The 25,170-nt window shown below is 45.4% G+C and carries 18 protein-coding genes; 6 read left to right on the top strand and 12 right to left on the bottom strand.

Annotated elements, in window-relative coordinates; genetic code table 11:
- Positions 1–201 precede the first annotated feature (201 nt).
- Both speB and speA read right to left on the bottom strand, forming a co-directional pair.
- Complete coding sequence (gene speB, locus J8Z23_RS20545) at positions 202–1,122, bottom strand: agmatinase (RefSeq protein ID WP_005393578.1); 921 nt, start codon at positions 1,120–1,122, stop codon at positions 202–204.
- Position 1,123: 1 nt separating this feature from the next.
- On the bottom strand, positions 1,124–3,034 hold the full coding sequence (gene speA / locus J8Z23_RS20540; RefSeq protein WP_161444533.1) for an arginine decarboxylase: 1,911 nt from the start codon (positions 3,032–3,034) through the stop codon (positions 1,124–1,126).
- 323 nt (positions 3,035–3,357) lie between these two features.
- Between speA and J8Z23_RS20535 the strand changes: the two genes are divergently transcribed.
- A complete protein-coding gene (locus J8Z23_RS20535; protein WP_048625145.1) occupies positions 3,358–4,083 on the top strand; it encodes an MBL fold metallo-hydrolase in 726 nt (241 codons plus the stop codon).
- Positions 4,084–4,149: 66 nt separating this feature from the next.
- On the opposite strand, the gene J8Z23_RS20530 is transcribed toward J8Z23_RS20535, so the two are convergent.
- The 4 genes from J8Z23_RS20530 to J8Z23_RS20515 all read right to left on the bottom strand — a co-directional run bounded on the left by J8Z23_RS20530 (position 4,150) and on the right by J8Z23_RS20515 (position 7,530).
- Positions 4,150–4,578 (bottom strand): ATP-dependent zinc protease family protein, encoded by a 429-nt coding sequence (locus J8Z23_RS20530; RefSeq protein WP_005393584.1) that lies wholly within the window; start codon positions 4,576–4,578, stop codon positions 4,150–4,152.
- A 62-nt stretch (positions 4,579–4,640) separates the two neighbouring features.
- A complete protein-coding gene (gene rimK / locus J8Z23_RS20525) occupies positions 4,641–5,546 on the bottom strand; it encodes a 30S ribosomal protein S6--L-glutamate ligase (protein ID WP_005393586.1) in 906 nt (301 codons plus the stop codon).
- 301 nt (positions 5,547–5,847) lie between these two features.
- The gene (locus J8Z23_RS20520) at positions 5,848–6,756 is read right to left on the bottom strand and encodes a LysR family transcriptional regulator (protein WP_046873895.1); all 909 of its coding nucleotides are present in this window, start codon (positions 6,754–6,756) and stop codon (positions 5,848–5,850) included.
- A 528-nt stretch (positions 6,757–7,284) separates the two neighbouring features.
- Positions 7,285–7,530 (bottom strand): hypothetical protein, encoded by a 246-nt coding sequence (locus tag J8Z23_RS20515; RefSeq protein ID WP_065645589.1) that lies wholly within the window; start codon positions 7,528–7,530, stop codon positions 7,285–7,287.
- A gap of 167 nt (positions 7,531–7,697) precedes the next feature.
- Here J8Z23_RS20515 and J8Z23_RS20510 point away from each other — a divergent pair, with 167 nt between their 5' ends.
- A complete protein-coding gene (locus J8Z23_RS20510) occupies positions 7,698–8,564 on the top strand; it encodes a helix-turn-helix transcriptional regulator (protein ID WP_395202226.1) in 867 nt (288 codons plus the stop codon).
- Positions 8,565–9,195: 631 nt separating this feature from the next.
- Here the strand turns inward: J8Z23_RS20510 and J8Z23_RS20505 are convergent.
- Positions 9,196–9,534, bottom strand: a complete 339-nt coding sequence (locus J8Z23_RS20505) for a YggL family protein (RefSeq protein ID WP_005393599.1) — start codon at positions 9,532–9,534, stop codon at positions 9,196–9,198.
- Between the two features lie 266 nt (positions 9,535–9,800).
- On the opposite strand from J8Z23_RS20505, the gene J8Z23_RS20500 reads away from it, so the two are divergent.
- The gene (locus J8Z23_RS20500; RefSeq protein WP_256898386.1) at positions 9,801–11,837 is read left to right on the top strand and encodes a PhoX family protein; all 2,037 of its coding nucleotides are present in this window, start codon (positions 9,801–9,803) and stop codon (positions 11,835–11,837) included.
- A 99-nt stretch (positions 11,838–11,936) separates the two neighbouring features.
- Here the strand turns inward: J8Z23_RS20500 and J8Z23_RS20495 are convergent, their stop codons facing one another.
- From J8Z23_RS20495 to J8Z23_RS20485, 3 genes are all read right to left on the bottom strand, one after another.
- A complete protein-coding gene (locus J8Z23_RS20495) occupies positions 11,937–13,328 on the bottom strand; it encodes a glycoside hydrolase family 1 protein (RefSeq protein ID WP_434635310.1) in 1,392 nt (463 codons plus the stop codon).
- A gap of 207 nt (positions 13,329–13,535) precedes the next feature.
- A complete protein-coding gene (locus J8Z23_RS20490) occupies positions 13,536–14,663 on the bottom strand; it encodes a conjugal transfer protein TraF (RefSeq protein ID WP_301659935.1) in 1,128 nt (375 codons plus the stop codon).
- A 198-nt stretch (positions 14,664–14,861) separates the two neighbouring features.
- Entirely contained in the window at positions 14,862–16,922 is a 2,061-nt protein-coding gene (locus J8Z23_RS20485; protein ID WP_301659934.1) for an ATP-binding protein, read from the bottom strand.
- Between the two features lie 169 nt (positions 16,923–17,091).
- On the opposite strand from J8Z23_RS20485, the gene J8Z23_RS20480 reads away from it, so the two are divergent.
- Positions 17,092–18,441 (top strand): sigma-54-dependent transcriptional regulator, encoded by a 1,350-nt coding sequence (locus J8Z23_RS20480; RefSeq protein WP_006741248.1) that lies wholly within the window; start codon positions 17,092–17,094, stop codon positions 18,439–18,441.
- Between the two features lie 45 nt (positions 18,442–18,486).
- Here J8Z23_RS20480 and J8Z23_RS20475 read toward each other — a convergent pair whose 3' ends face one another.
- The gene (locus J8Z23_RS20475; RefSeq protein ID WP_434635309.1) at positions 18,487–19,695 is read right to left on the bottom strand and encodes a diguanylate cyclase; all 1,209 of its coding nucleotides are present in this window, start codon (positions 19,693–19,695) and stop codon (positions 18,487–18,489) included.
- 103 nt (positions 19,696–19,798) lie between these two features.
- Entirely contained in the window at positions 19,799–21,109 is a 1,311-nt protein-coding gene (gene brnQ / locus J8Z23_RS20470) for a branched-chain amino acid transport system II carrier protein (RefSeq protein ID WP_104970290.1), read from the bottom strand.
- Positions 21,110–21,945: 836 nt separating this feature from the next.
- Between brnQ and J8Z23_RS20465 the strand changes: the two genes are divergently transcribed.
- Positions 21,946–22,956, top strand: a complete 1,011-nt coding sequence (locus J8Z23_RS20465) for a TAXI family TRAP transporter solute-binding subunit (RefSeq protein ID WP_253658281.1) — start codon at positions 21,946–21,948, stop codon at positions 22,954–22,956.
- A gap of 88 nt (positions 22,957–23,044) precedes the next feature.
- Positions 23,045–25,168 carry a TRAP transporter permease gene (locus J8Z23_RS20460; RefSeq protein ID WP_301659933.1) on the top strand — a complete coding sequence of 708 codons (2,124 nt, stop codon included), beginning with the start codon at positions 23,045–23,047 and terminating at the stop codon, positions 25,166–25,168.
- Positions 25,169–25,170 lie beyond the last annotated feature (2 nt).

Raw genomic sequence — 25,170 nt, 5'->3', positions numbered from 1 at the left:
CTTTTCTTTGTTGAATTACGTTAAATCTCTTATTTGTTGTGAATGTAAATCCACTTATAGGTCATTGGTTTTTATGGTTAAAACCGAGGAGAGAAGAATTGTTTTGGTTAGCCAGAGCAAGACATGGTTCGAACGAAGAAAAGACTAGAGAAGGCACCATGAATAAAAAGGGAGCCGAAGCTCCCTTAGAAATGATTATGTTTATTCGCGACCAGATGCGTATGCGTAAAGCATTTCTAGTGCGATGGTTGCTCCCGCTAATGCGGTAACATCACTGTGGTCGTACGGAGGCGATACTTCTACAACATCCATACCCACAATATTCATACCGGCTAAGCCACGAATGATCTTCAGTGCTTTGTCTGAGTTCAAGCCACCACAAACGGGTGTACCTGTTCCCGGCGCGAAGGCTGGGTCCAAGCAGTCAATGTCAAAAGTAACATACACTGGCTTATCTGCGACGGTACGACGAATCTCTTCTAAGATCTCGTTCACCGACATGTCATTCGCTTGCATCGCATTAATCACATTAAAGCCGTGATCCTGCTGTTTGTATTCAGTACGAATACCGATTTGTACGGAGTTCTTCGCAGAGATCAAACCTTCTTTCGGCGCATGGTAGAACATCGTACCGTGGTCGTATGAGCTGCCATTTGCGTAGGTATCCGTATGAGCATCAAAGTGAATCAGAGCCATTTGACCATGATGCTTCGCGTAGGCACGCAGGATAGGCAGTGTGATGAAGTGGTCACCGCCCAATCCCAACATGGTTTTACCGCTTTTTAGAATTTCACTGGTTGCCGCCTCTAGACGGTAAGTGAAATCTTCCGCATCACCGCAATCGAACACGAGGTCACCCGCGTCGATCACTTTCAGCTTATCCAATACGTTGAAGTCCCACGGGAACTTCTTACCTTCCCATGCCAAGTTGACTGAGGCACGGCGAATCGCATCTGGCCCCATGCGTGCGCCTGGACGACCAGATGTAGCCATGTCCAGAGGAACCCCTAGCACCACAACGTCTGCGTCTGCCGATACCGGATTACGAATGTACGGTAGACGTAAAAACGACATAGAGTTGGAGTAAAGCGAATAATCGGTTTTAGTAAACAAATCATTCATATCAGAAGTCCTCTAAATAGGTGTATCCCGCTAGACCTTGTTCTAGTTCTGCTAGGATTTGTGCTTGTTCATTGGCTTCAACTCTTTGGGAAACCAATTGTTTGTAATTGTCACGAATCGCATCCACGTCGATATGAACGTAGCGCATCATGTCTTCTACACTATCACCTTCATTGATGTAACTGATCTCAAATTGACCGTGTTCATCAACATTGACTACTGCACTGTGGGTGTCACCAAATAGGTTGTGCATGTCACCAAGGATTTCTTGGTATGCGCCTACTAGGAAAAAGCCCATTAGGTAAGGTTTGTCTTTGCTCCAAGCTGGTACAGGTAGCGTGCTCTCGATGCCTTGGCCATCAACGTAGTGATCGATCGCGCCATCAGAGTCACAGGTGATGTCCAACATTACCGCACGACGCTCTTCCGCATCGCCAAGACCAGAAAGTGGCAGAACAGGGAACACCTGATCAATACCCCAAGCATCTGGTAGAGATTGGAAGAGAGAAAAGTTCACGAAGAACTTATCTGCAAGACGTTCACTCAACTCGTCCAGAATCGGACGGTGGAAGCGATTTTTAGTGCTCATCTTGCGGCTTAGTTCGAAGTAAATGCGCAGTGACAGTTGCTCTGCCCACGCACGTTGCTCCAAGTTAAGCACGCCAGTTGCGAATTGAGAGTGTACCTCTGCCAAATCACTTTGGGTATCGTTGTAGATCTCAATTAACGCACGAGCGTCTGTACCATCTTGTAAGTTCTCCCAGTTTCGCCACATGTTTTGTAGCAATAGTGGAGCATCTGCGCCAAGTTCATGCACTTCTTCCGGTTGGTACGTTTCTGTACCAATTACGTTAGAAATCAACACAGCGTGGTGCGCTGTCAGTGAACGACCGGATTCAGATATGATCACTGGCATCGGTTGTTCGTATTGCTGACACACGTCGCCCACTGTGTTGACAATATTACGTGCGTACTCTGCAAGGCCGTAGTTCATCGAGTTCGATGATTGGCTGCGTGTGCCGTCGTAGTCGACTGCCAAACCGCCGCCCACATCGAAGTATTCGATGTTTGCACCCAGTGCGCGCAGTTCGCAGTAGAAACGTGCAGACTCATTCACACCATTACGTACGTCACGGATGTTTGCCATCTGTGAGCCAAGGTGGAAGTGAACCAGTTGCATCGCATCTAGGCTGCCTTCGCGTTTCAGACGTTCAATAACGCTAAGCACTTGCGATGCAGACAAACCAAATTTCGATTTTTCACCGCCACTTGCTTGCCATTTCCCCGCACCTTGAGAGGCGAGGCGAATGCGCAAACCAAGGCGCGGTTTTACGCCCAAGCTTTTCGCTTCTTCTAGCACCAGATCCAGCTCAGAAAGCTTCTCTAGTACGATGAATACCTTGTGGCCCAGCTTTTCACCGATCAGTGCAAGACGCACATACTCACGGTCTTTGTAGCCGTTACACACGATCACGGAGCTGCCTTGTTGAGCCAATGCAAGTACTGCCAACAATTCTGGCTTGCTACCCGCTTCAAGACCAAGCTGTTTGGTTTCTAGTTGAGCTTGGCTCGCTAGAATTTCATCCACCACTTCACGTTGTTGGTTTACTTTAATTGGGTACACCAACAGGTATTTGTTTGGATATTGGTATTCTTCAATTGCTTGGTTGAAAGCGTGGCAAATTCCATGCACACGTTGGTGCACGATTTGCGGGAAGCGCACTAATACAGGCAGATTTAACTGCTTCGCTTCTAGCTCATTTACAATGGCACTGAAAGGGATTTGATGTGCACGATCACTACGAGGTGATACGTAAACCTCGCCTTGGTCATCAATACCGTAGAAACCTTGGCTCCAGTAGTGAACGTTGTAGTCCGCGCGGATGCGGTCTAATTTAGTTGCTTTTTCCAACTCGATTCTCACAAAAATGTACTTAAGTCCTTAATTAATTAGAAGGAAAAGTACAAAAAAGCAAATCATGAGGCATTAACCTCATACCCTGACACGAACTCCGTGTGCGCGCATTAACGGATAAAAGTGCCGCTGAGTCTAATGATTAAAATCTATCATCTCGATTATGATTTCTTGTCGTGCGTTGATGTGAACATTTGTTTACCAGTGCGTCCATTCAGCTGTTATAGTTGGTCTGACCAGTATGGAAGCGGTCATGAAAAATCTCACTCAAATAAGGACATATTTTGCAGCTGCACAGAATTCAGGGATACATTCAGACCATGTATCTCGCCGAATATCCCGATAAATTAATGTTGCTTGATGGTGCAAGTCGAGCAGACATTCCTCACCTTAAAGATTTTATTGAACATCAACTCCATCGTCCTTTTTCTGACCTAAAGTTGGTCGTTGTAACTCACATGCATCCAGACCACGCTGGTGGCGCGCACAAACTGCGTGATTTAACTGGATGTAAACTATTGGCCGCAAAGCGAGAGAGCCAGTGGTATAGCGGTGTAGACGGTTGGCTAATGCATTTGACCGATTTGATGTTAGCGCGCTGGATGGCGAACCGGATGCGTAAACCAAAGCAAAACCTGTGGTATTCGCGCAAGTTAAAGCCCGATATCGAACTCATCGATGGTGAGTGTATTCCGGGGTTTGATGATTGGCAGGTACTAGAAACGCAGGGACATACCGATAGAGATTTGTCGGTTTATCATTCTGAACAAGATGTATTGTATGTGGCGGATTTGATGGTGCAAGTTAAGAAACACCTGATTGCGCCGTTTCCCATATTTCATCCAAACCAATATCGCCAATCATTAAAGCGTGTGTTTGAGATGGATCCGCAATGTTTGCTTTTGGCGCACGGGGGAGAGGTGACTTTTGATGAGAAAGCGTATCAGCACATTCTGCATACTGCGCCGACTAAGCCGATGACCCATTGGCGCGTCACAAAGGTTAAAGCTAAGGGCTTGTTGTTTGCGCTATTTCGCAGGAAGTAGACGAAGATAAAGCCAGATGAGTGATGCTCAACAAAGACGCTCGATCACTCATCTGAAGCTACGGGGTTAAGATGCCAATAAATGAGATTGGCTAGGGTCTACCAGCACTTTGTCTGCCATGCCCTGACGACCTAACAGCATCATGTAAGTCATTTTTTCACGGTTGGTCAACGTAATGTCGATTGGCCATTGTTTGTCACCCATGCGCAGCATGGTGGTGATAACGCAGCGATGCTCAAAGGTACCGTTTGAAGATTTAACTTTACGGTTTGCCTTTAGCTTCGCTGTGCAGCGAACCACTTGTTCTAAATGATAAACATCCGGGTGTAGATCGAATGCAACGTAAGACTGACCATCTTTTTCAAAGCAATCAATGTTATCTACATGCAATGAAGAGGTTTGTGCGCCCGTATCAATGCGCGCTTCAAGGTGAGTAATCCCTAACTCAGGTAAGCAAATAGCTTCGGCGTTCCCAATGATCATTTTCTGATTCATAGTGTCATCCTAGCGATGAGTAATACGAGAGCCTACTAAGCAGGCTCTCACTCAAACAATTATCAACCTTTACCACGAGTACGGTTTGCGTGTGGTTTTGCGTTTTTCTCGATAAAGTCGAAAATCATACCAGCAACGTCTTTTTCTGTAGCGAGCTCGATACCTTCAAGACCTGGTGAAGAATTCACTTCCATTACCACTGGGCCGTTTTTAGATTGAAGGATATCTACACCGCATAGGTTTAACCCCATGACTTTTGCCGCGTTAATCGCAGTAGCGCGTTCTTCTTTGCTTAGTCGCACTAACTGTGCAGAGCCGCCGCGATGTAAGTTAGAGCGGAACTCGCCTTCTTTCGCTTGGCGCTTCATCGCTGCAATCACTTTATTACCGACAACAAAGCAACGTATGTCTGCGCCTTTAGCTTCTTCGATGAACTCTTGCACCATGATGTTTGCTTTCAACCCCATGAATGCTTCGATCACGCTTTCTGCTGCTTTGTTGGTTTCAGCAAGCACAACACCGATGCCTTGAGTGCCTTCTAGTAATTTAATCACTAGAGGTGCGCCACCAACATTTTTGATCACGTCCTGAATGTTATCAGGGTGGTGAGCAAAGCCAGTGCGCGGCAAGCCGATGCCTTTACGCGATAACAGTTGCAACGAGCGTAATTTGTCACGAGAGCGGCTGATCGCGACCGATTCGTTGACACAAAATGTGCCCATCATTTCAAACTGACGTACAACCGCGGTACCGTAGAATGTGATGGATGCACCGATGCGAGGAATCACAGCGTCGTATTGTGGCAATTCTTCACCCTTATAGCGGATCTTAGGGTTGTTGCTCGTAATGTCCATATAACAGTGCAGAGTATCGATGACGTCTACTTGATGTCCACGCTCTTCACCTGCCTGTTTTAGGCGCATGGTTGAATATAAATTCTCATTACGAGAGAGAATAGCAATACGCATGGCAATTCCTTAGTAAGTCAGTACCAAATTAAAAATATAAGTATAGAGTATAGAATGCAGCAGGTATGTGATATTTAGGTGATATTACCTACTGACTTCAACGATTTAGATGTGTGGTTGGACAACCACTTCGTTAGAGGTGCGCACCTTAGGTTTTTTTCTCGCGAGAAGAAAACGAAAAAAACTCGTCGTTACGACAAAAATAATTTGTTGAATCATCGGGCATTCTCAGCGTCGTAAGCCGGAAGTTGTCTGTGGACTTTTTTAAGCAAACGGATTACGACGAGTTTAAAACGTTAGGCTATTCTGTAGTTTGTTTTGAGTTTGTGATGACGTCCAATAACACATCTTTAATTGTTTGATAGCGCAGTGGCAGAACACGGCTGCGTTTGCGAACTAAAAATAACTCTTCACACACGGTGTTTTTCAGTTGTGCGATGTGCAAGGTATCTTTTTGTGGGAAATTGTCGACAGCACTTTGAGGCAGCACGGTGAAGCCGAGTCCTTTACTCACAGGCAGTAAAATTTGGCTTAATTGATTCACGTAGCCGGATAATGGTAAATCGCTCATCTTAATTTCTTGGAGCTCTTGTTCCGCGCATTGGTCAAAAAACAGCGTCATGTAGTGCTTGGCATCAGGATGGGCAATGACACCACAGTCGTGCAAGAGTTGTGGTGTTATCTGCCTTTCGCGGTATTGATTAGGTAGGACTAAGCACAACTGCTCCTTACCAATTCTTTCACTGTGAAATAAACCTTTGTGAGGAACATCAGTTACGATTCCAATATCAATGCTTCCTTCCGTTATTGCATTGAGAATCGAGTGATTGGGTGCGGCTTCTAAATGCAGCGATAAGCCTGGGTGCTGTTTTTGCTTTTCTAAAAGAGGGCCATACAGCATCAATGCCATTGCGCCAGAACAGGCCAGTTTACAGTGACCTGAAAATGCATCATCAAAACTGAGTTCTTCGAGCAACGCTTTCTCTCTTTCTTCTAACTCCAGCGCGTAGGCGTAAACAATCCGACCTTGCTCTGTTAATTCGAAGCTTTTGTTTTCACGTTTGATCAGCGCATGCTGACAACTTTGCTCTAACTTTTTGATGTGTTGGCTGACACCAGGTTGGGTCATAAAAAGTTTTTCTGCCGTTTGTGTGAAATGACCGACTTCAATCAATGTCTTAAATGTATGTAACCAAACAGGATTAAGCATAATGTGAGATTTGCTGTGAGCTTGCTGAAAGACGTAGAGAAAATGATAGCACGGCACGAAATAAATCGACGCAAGAGAATCGGGTGCCTCGCGAATAATAAATAGCAGACAAAATAAAACCCCGCCTGGTTTCCCAGACGGGGCTTATTCTTTTTCGCAGCAATCCGGCTACTATAGGTGCTCCCTGCATCTATCCTTGATTGTGGTTAAGTCCTTTAACCGAGTTCCTTGTTCATCGCCTTCCTAGCGGTGTCCATTCTTGCCTATCATCCTGACGGGCGAACTCTATCCTAGAGCTTAACTACATCCTTGCTGATAACTCATCCTAAGCTACCAAATCTTCATCCTGAAGATACCTAGTCCATTAGGCTTTTTCCTGTTCCCGCCAACATCCTGTCGACACAATCAGTATTGATGTTTTGCTGATTACTCTCAATTAGCTAGGTAAAAAAACTTTGGCAGCGAATATTGTTTGAAATGATATAAATGATAATTTTCAATGGCTTATGTTAATTTTTCGATTTTGTCTTAGTCAATGATGGTCGTTTTACTTACATTGCTTGTAAGAGATCTCGCACAAGGTGTCGAGCAAATGTCCGAATTGGTGTCGTTTTCATCCTGTTTAAGAATTTGCTCAAGATCACAACTCGATTTGTAGCCATAAAATTTGGCGATAGTATTAGGTGGAATTTCCATTTCTTTGATGGCGAATGTTGCCCATTCATCACGTGTTTTGTGCAGGACTTGGCGTAGCTTGACAGTGAAGTGACTCATGAAAGCCTCCTTAGTTATCTTGTCTTTCAAGGCAACAATAAGGAGCGTGACGACACAAAGTTGATAGTATGCCGCTTAATATCAATACTATTTCGGCGTGATGAAGATTAAGCTGGCAATACTGATATTATTTGAGCGTGAAACAATACTATTTTGTGGAGTAGCCAATGGCACACATCGAAAAAGTACCACAAAGACCAGGTTTTTCTTGGCGCTATCGTCGCATTGATGAGCCAGAAAAAGAGTACGATCTCCATTTTCACGATGATGTGTTTGAATTAGTCATCCATCGCCACTTCACTGGCAGTTTGCATATTGGTCATCACGAATTAGAAGTGACTCACAACCAAATGCTATTGATCGCTCCAGGTGTGCCTCACTCTATTCATTCCACATTGGTCGAGAGCAAGTGCGAGACTCATGTGATCTGGTTTAAGCGTGAGTGGATTGCCAATTTGATGTTCTATTGCGCAGAGCTTAGAAAGCTTGATCCGCTTTTAAAGGCGGCCAACAAAGGTGTGGTGTTTTCTGAGCGGACAACTCAGCACGTTGTGGATCTTCTGCATGAGCTCATGACGTTTCCTGCAATGGAGCAACTCTCGAGATTTCTCCATGTTTTGTCTCTGATTGCTCACGATGAAGGAGCGAAAACACTGATGACTCACTCTTATTTATCGATGAGTGAACACGAATTACAGGAAAGAGAACGAGTGGCAAGTGTCAACGTGTATCTCGAGCGTCACTTTGCTAGCAAAGTGACGCTCGCAGACTTGGCGAACTACTTATCGCTGAGTGAAAGTGCGGTCACAAGATTGTTTCAAAAGCACTTTAAAGAGCCGTTTAGCCAACGCCTAATGAAATTGCGGATCAATCATGCCGCAGATTTGCTGCAATCAACGCCTTTGCCGATTGGAATTGTGTTTGAGAGAGTAGGGTATCGAAACCAAGCCCTGTTTAATCGTCACTTCAAAACGTATAAAGGGCTTACGCCACGCGAGTACCGTCAGCAATATCAGCAGCGAATCCAGCCTTAATTGGGTCGCACACAACTGCGATCACGAACGCGAAAAGAGTTACTCGGCTGAAAGTGATGGGCAATTGATATCTTACTTGCAAAATTTTTCAGGAATCATTATTAAGATTCAGTGACAGATAATATAGGGAACTTGATTGCCATTTTTCTGTCATATCTGGTGAGTAAGTTAACCGTGTCAGAGAGATAATACGCCGTTTACTAGCCAAAGATGACTGCAAGAAATCGGTAATTATCATTATGTTGTGAAATTGGTCACGGTTAAATAATTGGTTCCCTTATAGATTGAAGGGGATTCGACCTTAGACAATAAGCTCCATAAGGAGCGTTACTTATATAAGATGAGGGATTTTACTATGAAAAAGACTAGAAGAGCTCAGCTACATCGTGTGCGTATTCAATACTGGAAAGACACGAAAGACGCACCAGCTAAAAAATCATAGTTAATGATACCTAAAGGCACGAGCTGGCAGTGGAACGCCGTTTCCCGCTGATTGCCAGCTCAAAAACGCCACAATCACATTCACTCCGCACAACCTCCAAGCACTCTACTTTTACTATCACACACTTCCAAAAGTAAAAAAGCCAGTCCGGAGACCAGCTTTTTATTATTGTCAGTATGACTCTGTTACTTACAGGTAGTTTGCGTCAACCAAGTCGCCAGCTTTTGCGCTTTTCACTTCTGGACGTGCTTCTAACCATGCAATAACTTGTGCTTTTTGCTCTTCAGTAGCACTGCCGTAACGGTCAGTAGAGCATAGGAAGCCTTCAAACAGTTCTAGACCACCGCCGCCGAAGCAAAGGCCAAGCCCATCAATGTAGTCGATAAAGTCATCAACGAATGCATCGTAACGGTCGAAGTCGTTGATGTCTGTTTCACAGCTGATCTCGAAACCTAGGATTGCGAACTCACCTAAGAACAGCTTTTTACGGATACGACGGCTCTTGTTATCGATCTTGTCTAATTTCATGATTATCTCTCGTAGATGATTTGAATTCGTACACCTTATACCTTCTATCACACTTTAGCCCAAGTAAAATCAGAATGAAGCGATACAGTTGGTGATTATGTGACCAAAACTTAATTGCTCAATTGGTAACGCTGCTGAGTTTGCTGCACTGCTGAAACACAAGTTTCATATGTTTTAAGCACTTTTGTCATTTTTCTTCTCCAAACTTCTTGCCGTTCAACTAATCACTTATTTATTAATTAAACTATAAGATCGGGAAAGTAAAAATGAGCAAGGAAACCTTTGACGCGACGCGTTATAACCAAAGTGAAAACAAACCATTTGAAGAAGTATTAGAAGCGAGCCTATCTCGACGCAGCATTCTAAAAGGTGGTTTAGGTATCAGTGCGATGACAGCGTTTGGTGCTTTCGGATTGGCTGGTTGTAATTCGTCTGACTCAGGAAGTACAGTAAGCAGTGGCTCGGGCGTATCTAAAGCCGTTCTTAACTTTGAATCTATCCCTGGCTCACTCACTGACGCCGTTTCAATTCCACAAGGCTACACCGCACAAGTATTGGTACCTTGGGGAACACCACTTAATGCACAAGGCAGCGCATGGCAAAATGATGGTACCAACACCAGTACCGATCAGTTAAATGCGCTAGGCATGCACCATGACGGCATGCATTTTTTCCCATTGAACGATAGCACCACAGATGGCTTACTATGTATTAACCACGAGTACATTGATACATCAGCACTGCATCCAAACGGTCCGACGGTTGAAAATGGCGTACGTACCATTGTAGATGAAGTGCGTAAAGAGATTAACGCGCACGGTGTGTCAGTGGTTCGTATTCAGCTTGAAAATAACATGTGGAAGCTAGTCGATACTGATCCACTAAACCGCCGTTACACTGGTGCGACAGCAATGGACTTATCTGGCCCAGTGGCGCACACGTCACTAACCGTCACTCGTTTCTCGCCAGATGGCAGCCAAGCACGTGGTACGTTAAACAACTGTGGCAACGGCTACACGCCATGGGGCACTTACTTAACTTGTGAAGAGAACTGGCCAGGTTACTTTGTTAACGCCGGGACTCGTACAGAAGAACAAGATCGCATTGGTGTTGATGACCAAAGCACACGCTACTTGTGGGAAACACTTGCAGGAAATGCAGAAGAGCGTCTCGATGAGTTCTCTCGCTTTAACGTGGCTCCAACAGGAGCAAGTGCAATGGATGATTACCGTAATGAAGCCAATGGTCACGGTTACATCGTCGAAATTGACCCTTACACGCAAAACTCGCGTGCGAAAAAGCGTACTGCACTAGGTCGTTTCCGTCACGAAGGCTGTACGTTTGGTAAGCTTGAAGAAGGCAAACCAGTGGTATTCTACTCTGGTCACGACTCTCGCTTTGAGTACCTATACAAATTTGAATCTGCGGCATCGTGGGATCCAGCAGATGCAAACTCGGAAAACCGCCTAGCGACAGGCGATAAGTACATGGACGAAGGCACACTTTATGTTGCGCGTTTCAATGAAGACAGTACAGGTACTTGGTTGCCGTTGACGCTTGATAGCGTAACAAAATCTGGTGGTACGTTAGCGGAGCACTTTAACTCATTGGCTGAAATTATCATTAATACGGCAGGCGCGGCTGACCTCGTTGGGGCAACCCCAATGGATCGCCCAGAGTGGTGTACGGTTGATCCATTCACAGGTTCGGTTTACTTAACATTGACGAACAATACGCGCCGTACAGATGAAACCAATCCTGCGAACCCACGTTTGAATAATAAGTTTGGTCACGTTATTCGTTGGGATGAAGGGGCTTCAGCTACAGACTTTACTTGGGATATTTTTGTCTTTGGTTCGCCAGCAAATGGTGATGCAGATACCAACCGTTCTGGCCTGAATGAGCTAAACCAGTTTGCTAGCCCTGACGGATTAGCGTTTGATGGCCGTGGTATTTTGTGGATTCAGACCGATAACGGCGCAGATGAAGTTACGTCTTACACTAATGATCAAATGTTGGCCGTTGTGCCATCTAAGCTAACAGATGAGAATGGTGACCAAGCAGTGATTGGTGCGGATAACCAAGCGGAGCTTAAACGCTTCTTTGTTGGACCAAATGGTTGTGAAGTGACAGGCTTTACTATCAGCCCTGATTACAAATCATTGTTTGTGAATATTCAGCACCCAGGCAACTGGCCATACAGTGAAGATGCCGCCGAAGAAACGCCTGCTGGTGTTTCTGTGCGTCCACGAGCGGCGACGGTTGTCATTCGACGTGAAGACGGTGGAGAGATTGCAGTTTAATCTCTAAATGCATTAACACCTTAAAATTCAAGCCCTGCAAATGCAGGGCTTGATGGTTTAGGCGAATGCCTAGTCGCACTTTATATCCAGACAACAGGCTTAGCTTTTCAATGAACCGCCTGAAGTACGAATCACGTCTTGATACCAGTAGAAGCTCTTCTTGCGTTTACGCTCTAGCGTTCCTTGCCCATCATCATGACGATCGACATAAATATAACCGTAACGCTTGCTCATTTCGGCTGTTGAGTTAGCCACCAAGTCGATAGGCCCCCAGCTGGTGAAGCCCATCAACTCAACGCCATCAAGAATCGCTTCGTGTGCTTGAACCAAATGATCATTAAGGTATGAAATTCGATAATCGTCTTGGATTTCCCCGTTTTCATCGAATTCATCGCGAGCGCCTAAGCCATTCTCGACGATAAATAGCGGCTTTTGGTAACGATCGTGAAGGAAGTTAAGCAAAACGCGCAGGCCTTTTGGATCGATCAACCAGCCCCATTGGCTCTTTTCAAGGTATGGGTTTGGTACGCTATCGACGATGTTACCCACTTCTTTTTGTTGCGGATCGGCACTCGCACAGCCACTTGCGTAGTAGCTGAAGGAAATAAAATCGACACTGGCCGATGCAATTTCTTCTAAGTCGCCAGCTTCCATTTGTATTTCAATGCCGTTTTCACGGAAGTAACGTTTCATGTAGCCTGGGTACTGACCACGAGTCTGCACATCACCGAAGAACAACCACTTGTTGTTTTCATGCATGGCGGCTAACACATCATCAGGGTTACAAGTATATGGGTAGTTGATTGCGCCAAGCAGCATGTTACCAATCTTGCCGTTTGGTACGATTTGCTGACACAGTTTTACCGCTTTCGCGTTTGCGACTAGCTGGTGGTGAATCGCTTGATAAATGTCTTGTTCGTTAGCGTCTTCTTGCAAGCCGACACCAGTAAATGGCGCATGCAGAGACATATTGATTTCGTTGAACGTTAACCACAGCTTCACTTTATCTTTGTAGCGTTCAAGCACGGTGCGAGCATAACGTTCGAAGAATTCGATCACGCGACGATCGCCCCAACCGCCGTAGTTTTCAACCAGTGCGTAAGGCATTTCGTAGTGAGATAAGGTCACGAAAGGTTGGATATCGTGCTTCGCTAGCTCATCAAAAATTTTATCGTAGAACGCCAAACCTTCTTCGTTCGGTTCTAGCTCGTCACCGTTCGGGAAGATGCGGCTCCACGCCAAAGACAGGCGTAGACAGTTAAATCCCATCTCTTTGAACAGCGCAATGTCTTCTGGGTAGCGATTGTAGAAGTCAATTGCCAGGTCTTTGATACCCGGCGTACGCTCTTCACGGGTTTGATGCGGACTCAAAATACCGTTTGGCAGCATGTCCGAAGTCGATAACCCTTTACCCCCAAGGTTGTACGACCCTTCTACTTGGTTAGCAGCAATGGCACCGCCCCAAAGAAAATGTTCAGGAAACTTAATCATGTTTCTCACTCTTTATTGTTTTGAAATATGTGTTTTCTGTATTTGAGAATAGTGTAGGTCAAAGAGGGATTCTGATATTGAGATCGTGTTTTTCTCAAGCTTCGGGAGAATATGGCTCAACTGGTATTTTTTTAATCGGAAGGGGGGTAAATCAGAATAGTTGGAAATAGAGTTCCAGCCCCGCTTATGCAAGGCTGGAGATAACATTTAGAAAGTAAATGCTAGGTTTGCTGCTGCACCTAGTTGGTTTTCACCAGCATAAGAGCCTGCGATGTCTAAGCTAACGACATCAAATGGGCTGATGCCAATACCTGCAGTAATTGAGTTTTCTAAAGTATCTTCTAGATCCATCTCATAACCTGCTCGTAGTTGTGCCCAACCCCAAGCATTGCCTTCAATACCAACTCGAACAAATTGAGTGTCGTCTGCTAGTTCTTTGAAACGTTTTTGCTTGGTTAAGTCGGCATCAATGCTAAATGAAACGTAGTCGCTTGCATAACCAAGACCTACAGTTGCTTGAGGGGTGAGTTCGTAAGTGTACCCGCCAAGTTCTGTATCGATGTCTTGTTTGAACAGATCTTTAATAGTGATACCAGCGCGGAATGCATTTTTGTGCCACGCCATGCCTAGATCCATGTTGAAGGCACTCTTTGATACTTCACTCTTATCGTAATCTTCGACATCAAAATCATCTAGAGAAGTGCGCTGAGAGTAGGTCATCAATTGTTGGTATTTAGGAGAGATACCAAACGCGATGTTTTGGCCGCCTAGCTCAAAGTTGCGTGCAAATGAAACGCCGTATTCAGCAGTGCCAAATGCCACTAGCTCAACGTTTGAGTTCAGGTAGCGCTGCTCTACCGTACCAGAATCAGCAATGTCTGGAGCCGCGATCACTTCAACGTAACCTGTACTAAATAGGTTGATTGAAACATGGCGAGTCGGGATTGCGATAGCCAGACCTAGACCACCGTTGATTGCTACTGGAGCACTATTATCGAGCTTATCTAGTAAGCGAGACATTTCTGCCTCATCTGCAGGTGTTGGCATGCCTTTAATGCGATCGTACAGGTCTTGCGCATCTTCGACAGTGGTAAGCGCTTCATCTTTGTCATTCGCATTGATACCAAATGCAGGCAGAAGTAGGCCGACATCATCGTTTTCACGGTATAACGCACCAAGAGCAGGGTTGTGAAGTGGGGCTGTTAGGTAATCTGCTGAAACCACACCAGTGTTACCCATCGCATGGCTGCGAGCATCTGCGACGTATGGTGCCGCAATTGATTGTGTTGAAAGCACGGTTAGTGCACTAGCCACTGCAAAAGCTAATTTGTTCATAACGTTTCCATTGTTACTTTATATTTTTGTTGCCGAAGCAATTGAATAGATCGGATTTACAGTTGCATTGTTATAGGTGTGCAGACGTTGGTTTCTGTCTGCTTATGCAACTTATGTAAATTGTCTCATTATTTAGACGCTCTTATCAATTATCTTGTAAATATATTTGAGCAAAAATATGTGGTTATTGATTGCTTTCTAGGCAGCTATAAAAATAAGCTCAAAGGAAAGGCCTTTGGAGTGGTTTATGCGCACAGAAATACTGCCACCCATGTCACGCATATTATTAGCCGTGATCGCTAAACCGAGTCCTAAACCTTTACCAATTTTCTTTGAGGTTTGGAATGGTTCGAACATGGATTCAAGCATCTCATCTGATACGCCGCAGCCATTATCACTGACAAGCAGTTCAACTTGATTTTCTGTTGGATTGACGATCAAACTCAGCTGCGGATTGTCGGTTTGGTCCATTGCATCCAATGCGTTTGACACAAGATTGCCGAGCACTTGAAGTAGTCGTTGTTCTTCACCCATGATGTTAGGTAAATCGTGAGGAACACGTACACGCACGTCAACGTTCTCTAATTGAGATTGATAGACTCGTAGGGTTTCTTCTAAAGCGGTTGTGAGGGAAATCTCTTGTAGTCTTTCAGGCTTGTTGTAAGCAAATGTCTTTAGCTGACTGGTCATGCTTGCCATGCGATCAATCAGTTTCTGTACTAAGACATTGTTGGCTTTCATCATCTCGGTTTCGCCACGTTCCGCTAGCAGCTCGTTTGTAGTGAGCAGGGTTCGCAAGCCTGTTAGTGGCTGATTGAGCTCATGAGTGAGTGCGCTCGACATGCGACCTAGGGCTGCCATTTTGCTCGATTCAATTAATTGGCTTTGCGCTTCTTTTAGCGCTTGAGTTCGCTCTTCTACCCGCTGCGCCAGTTCTTGGTTGACCTGTTGCAGTGATTGCTCGGCTTTTTTCCGCTTGCTGATATCGATGATCGTCGCAAGGAAATACTGCTCGCCATGCCATGGAAAACTGGTCAGAGAAAATAGGACAGGAAAGACGCTTCCATCGCTGCGTCTGGCAATGGTTTCTACAGCGCTAATCTCTGCTAGTTCCTTATGCTTTGGCAGATCTCTAAGCAAAGTGAGTGTGGTCGAATTTGAATTACCCGCATCAAATAACTCCCAGGCGAAGGTATGACGATTCACACTTTCAGGAAGACAAAAAAGGCGTTTTGCCATTGGGTTGAGGTCGAACAATAGACCTTGTTCATCAATCAACAACAAACCAACATGTGTTTTATTGATCATCTGTTTAAGCCGGCGTTGCGATTCTTCTAGTAAGGCTTGAATACGCTGCTGATTGAGATGTTTTTGTCGACGCTGTAAACCAATGATGACCAACAGGATAAGGAGCAGGAGGAGCGCTGCGATGCTCCATCCAATGACACTAATCGTTTGCTGAACAGGTTTGGTCGGAATAAGGTAACTGACAAACCAGTTTAAGTCGTCCAGCTTTACTGTGTGTGCAAAGTAGCGCTGCTGATTGAGAGTCCAGAAATGAATCACCGTATTGTCATACAGCGTTTGAGTTTCGACTTTGACTTGGTTATTCGGTTCATTAAACCAGTCGGCGTTATAGTTTGTGCTGCTGGAGAGGAAGAAGCGTTGATGGCGATTTTGTAGCGTGATGATGTCTTGGCTGGTGATGGTCTGCTCCGTTAGCAAACTCAGGTTGATTTGAACAACAACGATGCCCGCTATCTCCAAACCATCAAAAATTGGTGCAGAGAGGTAGTAAAGCGGACTAGAACCTTTTGTTTTATTCACCAGTGAGACGCCTTCTCCCTGACGTTGTATTTGTTCGACAATTGCACGGCGGTCAGAGCGGCTGAACCGTTCATCGATCAGACTCGATACCAACACTTCTCCCGAGGTTGAAAGTATCAACCAACCCTCTGTATTCGCGGCTTTATCGAGCTGTGTCAGTTGTGCTTGAAGTGGCTCGTAGTAGTTTAAATTGCCTTTCACAAACGCAATTGTTTCTGGGTTATTCGTGACGAGATAGGGAAGGTGATAGAAACGTTTTAATGCTCGGCGGACTTCACCAATGTAGTCGAGGAGTTTCTGTTGTGCTTCTTGTTGAGTTTGGACGCTCAGCCATTGATGGGCCACCTCTCGGCTAGCACCGTAGAAAAAGATCACCAGCGTACTGATCAATACGGCGGTTAGCCACATTTTCCCATTCTTAGTGCGCTGCATACGAGCTCCGTTTGGCTGAACATAGTTATCGTAGTTGGTAGTGAAAGAGTGCGCTTAACCGATTGGATGTTAAAGAATTGTGATTAAGAAGTGGGATCTAACTCCTTTTCTATAGAATGGTTTTTGCTAACTTTAGCAAAGACTTCTATCACCGATCAGGCAGTAACTCATGACTTTTGACGACATTCCGCGTATCGCCCTAATTGAAGATGATGACATCGTTCGTCAAGCAACAAGCCAATGGCTGCAATTGGCGGGGTTTGACGTCATAGCTTTTAGCTCGGGGGAGGAAGGTAAAACCGCCATTCTGAACCAAGAGTTTGATGCGATAGTTAGTGATGTTCGTTTGCCAGATACTGATGGAATTTCGATTTTAGAGAGCCTTATTGCGAATCACATTCCAACACCAATGATACTAATTACTGGTCATGGTGATGTGGATATGGCGGTGAATGCGCTACAAAACGGCGCGTTTGATTTTATTGAAAAACCTTTCCAGCCGGAGCGTTTGTCTCAACGTGTCACAGATGCGGTCGAGAGCCATCGCGCGCAAACATCGACGCTTCACCGCCAAGAGTATCTAGCTAGCGTGAGTGGTTTAGAAGAGGTGCTCATTGGTCAAAGTCGAGTGATGCAGCAATTACGCGAGCAAGTTGCGAAATTGGCGAAAATCGATACTAACGTGATCATCTACGGTGAAACGGGTTGTGGTAAAGAGCTGGTAGCGACCAGTTTACATAATGAAAGCCAAAGAAAACCTCATCACTTTGTGCCGATAAACTGTGGTGCGATTCCAGAACACCTTTTCGAGAGTGAGTTGTTTGGTCACGAAGCTGGGGCGTTCACTGGTGCAAACAAACGACGCATCGGCAAATTGGAATACGCCGATAAAGGCACGTTGTTTTTTGACGAGATAGAAAGCATGCCGTTGTCCATGCAGGTGAAAGTGCTGCGGGCGCTTCAAGAGCATACCGTTGAAAGAGTGGGGGGGAATCAGCAGATCGGCGTTGATTTACGAGTGATCGCGGCTGCGAAAGAAGATCTCAATGATCATGAAGAGTTTCGGCAAGATTTATACTATCGGCTCAACGTCGCGCAAATTTATTTGCCGCCACTCAGGGAGAGAGAAGAAGATTCACTGATTTTGTTTGAGCACTTCACCTTGCAAACTAACCCTGAAACCAGACCATTGAGTGATGCCGACAGAAACGCAGTGCTTTCCTACGCTTGGCCTGGGAATGTTCGAGAGCTGCGAAACGTGGCTATGCGTTTTGCTTTGGATGAAACGGTATCTGTGATGGAAATTCTCTCTAGCCGTCCTTCGTCAACCACGGAGGAGACGCAAGTGGGTGTTCCACTGGTTATTCAATTACATAATTTTGAGCGCAAGGTGCTGCATGATTCATTGGTCAGGCATCACGGACGCATCAATGAAGTGATGCAGGAGTTGGATTTACCACGTCGAACCCTTAACCAAAAAATGCAAAAGTTTGGTTTAAATCGCTCTGATTATACTTAACGCAATTTTTAAGCTGACTTACCGCTATGGGCGTCACAAATATGATTATGCGCTTTTCGAGGGAGTTGGGACAAACTTATAAGTTAGGCCTTTCCCTTCTCCAAACAAGGTGACTTGGTTTCTGCCCGTATGTTTAGAGCTATACAGCGCTTCGTCTGCTTCAGCAACGACCTCGTGAAGCGATTGTCCCTCAGATAACTCACTGATTCCAAAGCTCATGGTGATCTCATTTTCGAATGACTGTAATGAGGCTTCAGTTTCCACCGCCAGGCGAATTTGCTCGGCAACAATTTTGGCGCGTTGTGCTTTTTCAAGTAAAACAATCATGAACTCATCACCACCAAATCGTACTGTGCAAGCTGACTCTTGGAGGTGTTTCTTAAAGATAGCGGCAATCGTAGCCATGACGGAATCGCCTACCGTATGGCCATAGTGATCATTAATCGCTTTGAACTCGTCCATGTCGGTCATGATGATGCTTATTGATTGCTTCCGTTTGTGCGCTTGATTAACAAGATTTGGAACAATTTCTTCCATCGCGCGACGATTATGAAGCCCTGTGAGGGCGTCTAAATGTGAGAGATCATTGATTGACTGTATCAAGCGGCCATTAATTAGCCACAACATGCTAAAGCTCATAGCGACAATCAGACAGATGCTAAGTAAAAACGTCATCTGGTGGATAAAACCTGCGGTCATAAAATTTGGCACTTCATTGGCGAAAGCGCTCCAAAGTGCTCTGAAGCCCATAAAAATACTGAAGCAAAAGAAGGAGCACGCCATCACTATGGTTGGGAGTTTTTGGTCTTGCTTGGTGCCTTTCAGCATGGCGATCCCACTAAAAAACGTAACGATGCAGATATAAACACTTAAGTAAATGATGCGGCTTTTAATTGAATGGTCATGGAAGGTGAAATAATAAAACGAACCGCTGAAAATGGGCGTTAAAAAAGCGAGTGAGTGGGCCAGTTTTAGAGGGAATTGACGAAAAATGCTTACGCTGTAAAGCGTAAGCAAGAAGCCGATTAATATGAGCGTATTAGCTATGACGATGGTAAGCCAATCTGGTGCGGAGCCTCTAAATCCCAGTAAAAAAGGCCCAAAACCAATAAATAACAGCGAGAGAGAAAAAGTCTTTAAGCCTTTGATTTTTTTCTGTGTGTATTGGTAACAAAGTAGACTGATTGAGTAAATGCAAGAGAACAGAATAACGATAAAGTTGAGCGTTCTGATGTCTAAATACTGATTGTCCATAAGCGCTCCACATCAATCCATAGTTCAGGCAACTCCTTTGCCTGATATCAATAAGCGAACTACATATTAACTTACTTATTGAGTGATGTCTTATGTTAAACGGCTATTCATTTACCAGCTCGAATTGTTCGGTTTGGTTGGTTTTCGTCGTAAACAGCAGACCAACAATCATCATAAATACGCTAGGCATAATCCAGCTAGCAAAGTCATTGTACAGAGGCATGTAATTACCCATCCACTCATCGGTGGAATCTGGCATGTAACCTAGGATGTGCAGCGCATCAACACAACCAAACGTTAGAGCAGTGAACGCCGTCGCGACGACCATGATTTGCGACATCTTGTTGCGCACTGGTGCCATGATCATCAACGCAATTGCTACTGGGTGAAGCGCCACAACCGCTGGCAATGTGATAGCCAATAGTTGCTCCAGACCTACGTTGGCGATCAAACCTGCCAATACCATGGTCGTGATAACGCAGCCTTTGTAGTTCACTTTGCTGAAAGTGTTGTCGTAGAACTCACTGCCTGCGGTGGTTACGCCGATAGCAGTAGTCAAACACGCCAATACCATCACGGCACCAAGTAATAGTGAACCAAATGCGCCGAAGTGGCTGAAGGTGAATGCCGTTAAGATGTCGCCACCATTGCTGAACTCAGAACCCAAGTACGAGCTCGTCGAACCAATGTAAGCCAATGAGATGTAAACAAATGCCATGGCAACCGCGTACATCAAAGCTGCGATTAGCGTGTATTTTGCGGTGGCTTTCGGGCAATCCACACCCATGCTGCGAATCGCACGGAAAATAATCCAACCAAAACCGATAGAGCCTAGCGCGTCCATTGTCATGTAGCCTTGAGTCAAGCCTTCAGCAAATGCACCAGATACGTATGGTCCCGTTGCGGCAGTTAGCTCGCCTGCAGGAGAAACCAAAGCAGTCACAGACATGATGATTAAGATAGCCATCAATGCAGGCGTTAAGATCTTGCCTAGGTTGTCGACCAACTTACCCGGATATAGGGCAAATAGAATGGTGATAGCACAGAAGGCAATAGTGAAAGGCACCAAAGCTGCATCACCAAACATTGGCGCAAAGCTGAATTGGTAAGCCACGGTAATTGCGCGCGGAATCACGAATGCAGGGCCAATCACGATAAATACCATCACCCAAAAACTGGTCGCCAAAGGTTTAGGTAGGGCGGCGGTTAATTTGTCTGAACCGTTTACGATAGCGACCATCACCAGCGCCATTGCAGGCAGACCTACGCCCGTTAAGAGGAAGCCAGACATCCCGCTCAGAAAGTTTTCACCTGCTTGATAACCCAAAAATGGAGGGAAGATCAGGTTACCCGCGCCTAAGTACATGGCGAAAGTCATGAAGCCCAAAGCGGCGATATTGCGTGCGCTTAACATTGTTATTCCTCTTATGTTTCGCTTGGAAGAAACTGAAAGGAATGGGAGGAGTATGTGGTGTTCCCGTCAGCTTCTTCTCAAGCTGACAGAAAGTTTAGATATAACCTGTCAGCTCTGAATCAGTTTCAGAGAGAGCAGGAGGATCGCAGCAGCAACGCCAGATGGGCGTTTTAAAGCGAATTGTAATTGCGCAGTTGCTGACATGAGTGATCCTTAATGACAAAAAAGCACCAAGGAATACGTTTGCCTTGGCGTGTTGTTACCCTAACGAACATAGGGCTATTGGCACAACCCCGAAGTAGAAAATAAGTTGATACGGTCAATGTTTGTTTCTTAACTGGTGGATCGAACTGCTTTTTTAATTCAAAATTAGAATAAATGACTTATCAATTCTGTAACATGGCTTGTTTTGCTGTATTTTTGTGCTATTTGTAGTCGTTTAGGCTATAAACCTCCGCTGATAAAGTGAGCAGTTTAGAATGATGCGCTTTTTCTTCTTATTGTTAAGACGCTCATTAGTTGCAGTTCAATCCAAAATTGCATCGGCAAAATATTGCTTATCAGCCTATCGTGCATTTATTTTGTCTTGATCACATTTTATTAACCTTTTGCGCTCTAGGCGTGCAACCTCCTTCTCTTCAATGAGCAAGATCTTGCTCATTGCTTTGCTATCAAATCAGCATGATTTTGCTCATTTTTGATGTCTTTCAGCGCTTAGTTCAATAAATACAAAGGGTTAAAAGTTGGCATTTCAATTGCTCTAGGGAATGTGTTGTTAATAAAGATTTAACATGATGTAAATCCCCAATCGTGAAACGACTACACGGAGAGTAATAATGAAAATGAACAAGCTGGTAAAAGCTTTGGCTGTCGCTGTAACTTCTTTTGGTATTGCTGCTAACGCTGCGGCAGAGGATCGTAGCTACATTCTTGCAACGGCATCGACAGGTGGTACTTACTACCCTGTGGGCGTAGCACTGGCGACGTTAAGCAAAGTGAAATTGGCACCAAAGCACCACTTCTCCCTTTCTGCAATCAGCTCTGCGGGCTCTGGTGAAAACGTCAAACTGCTGAACGAGAACGAAGCACAGTTCGCGATCCTACAAGGTCTTTACGGTGCTTGGGCTTGGTCTGGTGAAGGTCCTTATGAGAAGAGCGGTCGTCAAGAACAACTGCGTTCAGTCTCTATGCTGTGGCAAAACGTTGAGCACTTTATTGTTCGCTCTAACTTAGCAAAAACGGGCACAGTGACTGATCTGAACAATCTAGACGGTAAGAAATTCTCTATCGGTAAGAAGAACTCTGGTACTGAGAACTCGGGTCGTCAAATCATGAAAGGTCTGAAGGTAGACCCTGATAAATTCAATCTTGCTTACATGGGCTACGGCGGTAGTGCGAGTGCACTTCAAAACGGCACCATTGACGGTATGAACACGCCTGCAGGTGTACCTGTTGGTGCGGTTACTCAAGCTTTTGCTGCGCTGGGTAAAGACATTTCGATTCTTTCGTTTACTGACGAACAAATCAAAGAGGCGAACGGTAACTACAACCTATGGACGAAGTACGAGATCCCAGCGAACACGTATCCGGGTCTAGATAAGCCGATCACCACCATTGCACAGCCAAACTTCTTGGCTGTTCGTGAAGATATCTCGGAAGAAGACGTTTACCAGCTAACCAAAGCGATCTACGAGAACCTGCCTTTCTTACAAGGTATCCACAAAGCAACAAAAGCAATGGCGATTGAGAAAGCAATTGCTGGCTTGCCAGTGCCTCTTCATCCCGGCGCGGCGCGTTACTACAAAGAAATGGGCATCGAAATCCCATCAGATCTAATGGCGAAATAATGCCTACTTCGCCCCGAGTTTTGGCTCGGGGCATTTTATCCCTACCGATTTCAAAGATGGAAAAAGCCGCCAGAGCTTGGAGTATGAGATGAGCGACTCAATAGAAAAGGAATTGCAGAAGTTTGAGCTGCCCACGCGCACTGATTTTCCGTGGGTAACCACCACAATCACAGTGTTTGGCGTGGTTTTGTCTGCTTTGCACATTTGGTTTAATACCTTATCGACGTTACCAGAGTTATGGATTTCCGCGACCCACTTTGCTGGCTTTGCGGTGATTTGTGCGCTTTGGTATCCGGCTCATATCTCTCTCAAGCAGAGTAAGGTTGCACTCGGCATCGATGTGTTAATTGCTATGGGCGCGGTCGCGTGTTTGCTCTACATTCCCTATGCCGAAGATGCGCTGTATGAGCGTGGCGTGAAGTTCGTGACCAGCGATTGGGTCTTTGCCATCATGGCAATTTTGATTGTTATTGAGCTGATCCGACGCACCATGGGTTGGTTTATTCCAGTGCTGATTGTGGTGTGTTTAAGCTACGTTGTGCTTTGGGGTAAGTGGGCGACAGGCATTTTCCATTTCCCGGGGTTGAGCATGGAAACCTTGCTCTACCGTAGCTTTTATTCTTCTGAGGGCATGTTTGGTTCTATCTCGCGCATCAGTTGGACTTTCGTATTCATGTTCATTCTGTTTGGTGCGTTTCTTGTTCGCTCAGGTGTTGGTGATTACATCATCAATGTGGCACGTGCTGCGGCTGGCAAAATCATCGGTGGTCCCGGTTTTATTGCGGTGATTGGCTCCGGTTTGATGGGCTCAGTATCTGGCTCTAGTGTGGCAAATACGGTTTCAACCGGTGTTATCAGTATTCCTTTAATGCAAAAAGCAGGTTTCCCTTCGCGCTTTGCGGCGGGGGTTGAAGCTGCAGCGTCGACAGGTGGTCAGTTGATGCCACCAGTGATGGGAGCGGGTGCTTTCATCATGGCGTCTTACACGCAAATTCCTTACGTTGATATCATTGCGGTGTCTTTCATTCCTGCTCTTATCTATTTCTTGTCTGTTGCGTTCTTTGTGCGTATCGAAGCCAAACGCAGCGGCGTTCAAAAAATCACGACCAGCGATGAATCTTTACTGAAAGTGTTGATCAGTGGTTGGCACAACCTTATCCCACTGGCGGTTTTGGTTACTTTGTTGGTTCAAGGCTTTACACCGACTTACGCTGCGGGCTTGTCGATCATTTCTGTGGTGGTGGCTTCTTGGTTTTCGAAAGAGCATAAGATGGGACCAAAAGCGATCATCGAAGCACTTTCGCAAGGTGCGAAAAACATGGCGACAACCGCGGTATTGCTGGTGGGTATTGGTTTGGTGATCAACGTGATCAGCACAACGGGCATTGGCAACACGTTCTCATTGATGATCGACGGCTGGGCGAATGGTGACTTGTTCATCATGATCGTTCTGATCGCGCTCGCTTCTCTTGTTTTAGGTATGGGTTTACCCGTTACAGCGGCGTATATTGTATTGGGTACACTGTCTGCCCCTGCGCTTTACAAGTTGATTGCAGAAAACCAATTGCTTGAATTGATGGTGTCAGGTCAATTGCCTGAACAAGCAAAAGCGATCTTTATGTTGGCAGCGCCAGAAAAGCTGGAACTTCTTAATGCACCAATGGCGTTGGAAACGGCGAAAGAAATGGTGGCGCTAGTACCTGCTGACTTTATGGAAACCCTACTAGAGCAAAGTTTGGGTATGGAAGCGGTAGGTTTAGCACTGCTGGCTGCTCATCTCATCATCTTCTGGCTATCGCAAGACAGTAACGTAACACCACCAGTGTGTTTGACCGCTTTTGCAGCAGCAACCATTGCAAAAACACCACCGATGCGCACCGGTTTGATGGCGTGGAAAATCGCCAAAGGTTTGTATCTTGTGCCGCTACTTATTGCCTACACAGGCTTAGTCAGTTGGGATGTGACGTCGGTGATTACCGTGGGCTTCTTTGCCATCATCGGTACCTATGCATTGATTGGTGCGATTGAAGGCTACTTGGAAGGTCCACTAAACATTCTGATGCGTCTTGTGTTGATTGTGGTGGGTACATTGCTTGTTTGGCACGACATCCCAATGTTGGTTCGTGTAGCAAGCTGCGCAGTATTTGTCGCGATTTTTATTTACAGTGGTCGTAAGTTCAAATTGCAACAATCTCAACTATCGGTTTTATAAGA

Source organism: Vibrio sp. SCSIO 43086 (genome assembly GCF_051132235.1).
In the GTDB taxonomy this organism is placed as follows: Bacteria; Pseudomonadota; Gammaproteobacteria; order Enterobacterales; family Vibrionaceae; genus Vibrio; species Vibrio diabolicus.
Note: the sequence above shows the minus strand (reverse complement) of the source record. Positions and strands in the feature narration are given on the sequence as shown.

Bases quoted from the DNA above. Each gene is read 5' to 3' on its own strand.
- speB (WP_005393578.1), bottom strand. From the start codon at position 1,122: ATGAATGATTTGTTTACTAAAACCGATTATTCGCTTTACTCCAACTCT.
- J8Z23_RS20535 (WP_048625145.1), top strand. From the start codon at position 3,358: ATGTATCTCGCCGAATATCCCGATAAATTAATGTTGCTTGATGGTGCA.
- J8Z23_RS20530 (WP_005393584.1), bottom strand. From the start codon at position 4,578: ATGAATCAGAAAATGATCATTGGGAACGCCGAAGCTATTTGCTTACCT.
- rimK (WP_005393586.1), bottom strand. From the start codon at position 5,546: ATGCGTATTGCTATTCTCTCTCGTAATGAGAATTTATATTCAACCATG.
- J8Z23_RS20520 (WP_046873895.1), bottom strand. From the start codon at position 6,756: ATGCTTAATCCTGTTTGGTTACATACATTTAAGACATTGATTGAAGTC.
- J8Z23_RS20515 (WP_065645589.1), bottom strand. From the start codon at position 7,530: ATGAGTCACTTCACTGTCAAGCTACGCCAAGTCCTGCACAAAACACGT.
- J8Z23_RS20510 (WP_395202226.1), top strand. From the start codon at position 7,698: ATGGCACACATCGAAAAAGTACCACAAAGACCAGGTTTTTCTTGGCGC.
- J8Z23_RS20505 (WP_005393599.1), bottom strand. From the start codon at position 9,534: ATGAAATTAGACAAGATCGATAACAAGAGCCGTCGTATCCGTAAAAAG.
- J8Z23_RS20500 (WP_256898386.1), top strand. From the start codon at position 9,801: ATGAGCAAGGAAACCTTTGACGCGACGCGTTATAACCAAAGTGAAAAC.
- J8Z23_RS20495 (WP_434635310.1), bottom strand. From the start codon at position 13,328: ATGATTAAGTTTCCTGAACATTTTCTTTGGGGCGGTGCCATTGCTGCT.
- J8Z23_RS20490 (WP_301659935.1), bottom strand. From the start codon at position 14,663: ATGAACAAATTAGCTTTTGCAGTGGCTAGTGCACTAACCGTGCTTTCA.
- J8Z23_RS20485 (WP_301659934.1), bottom strand. From the start codon at position 16,922: ATGCAGCGCACTAAGAATGGGAAAATGTGGCTAACCGCCGTATTGATC.
- J8Z23_RS20480 (WP_006741248.1), top strand. From the start codon at position 17,092: ATGACTTTTGACGACATTCCGCGTATCGCCCTAATTGAAGATGATGAC.
- J8Z23_RS20475 (WP_434635309.1), bottom strand. From the start codon at position 19,695: ATGGACAATCAGTATTTAGACATCAGAACGCTCAACTTTATCGTTATT.
- brnQ (WP_104970290.1), bottom strand. From the start codon at position 21,109: ATGTTAAGCGCACGCAATATCGCCGCTTTGGGCTTCATGACTTTCGCC.
- J8Z23_RS20465 (WP_253658281.1), top strand. From the start codon at position 21,946: ATGAAAATGAACAAGCTGGTAAAAGCTTTGGCTGTCGCTGTAACTTCT.
- J8Z23_RS20460 (WP_301659933.1), top strand. From the start codon at position 23,045: ATGAGCGACTCAATAGAAAAGGAATTGCAGAAGTTTGAGCTGCCCACG.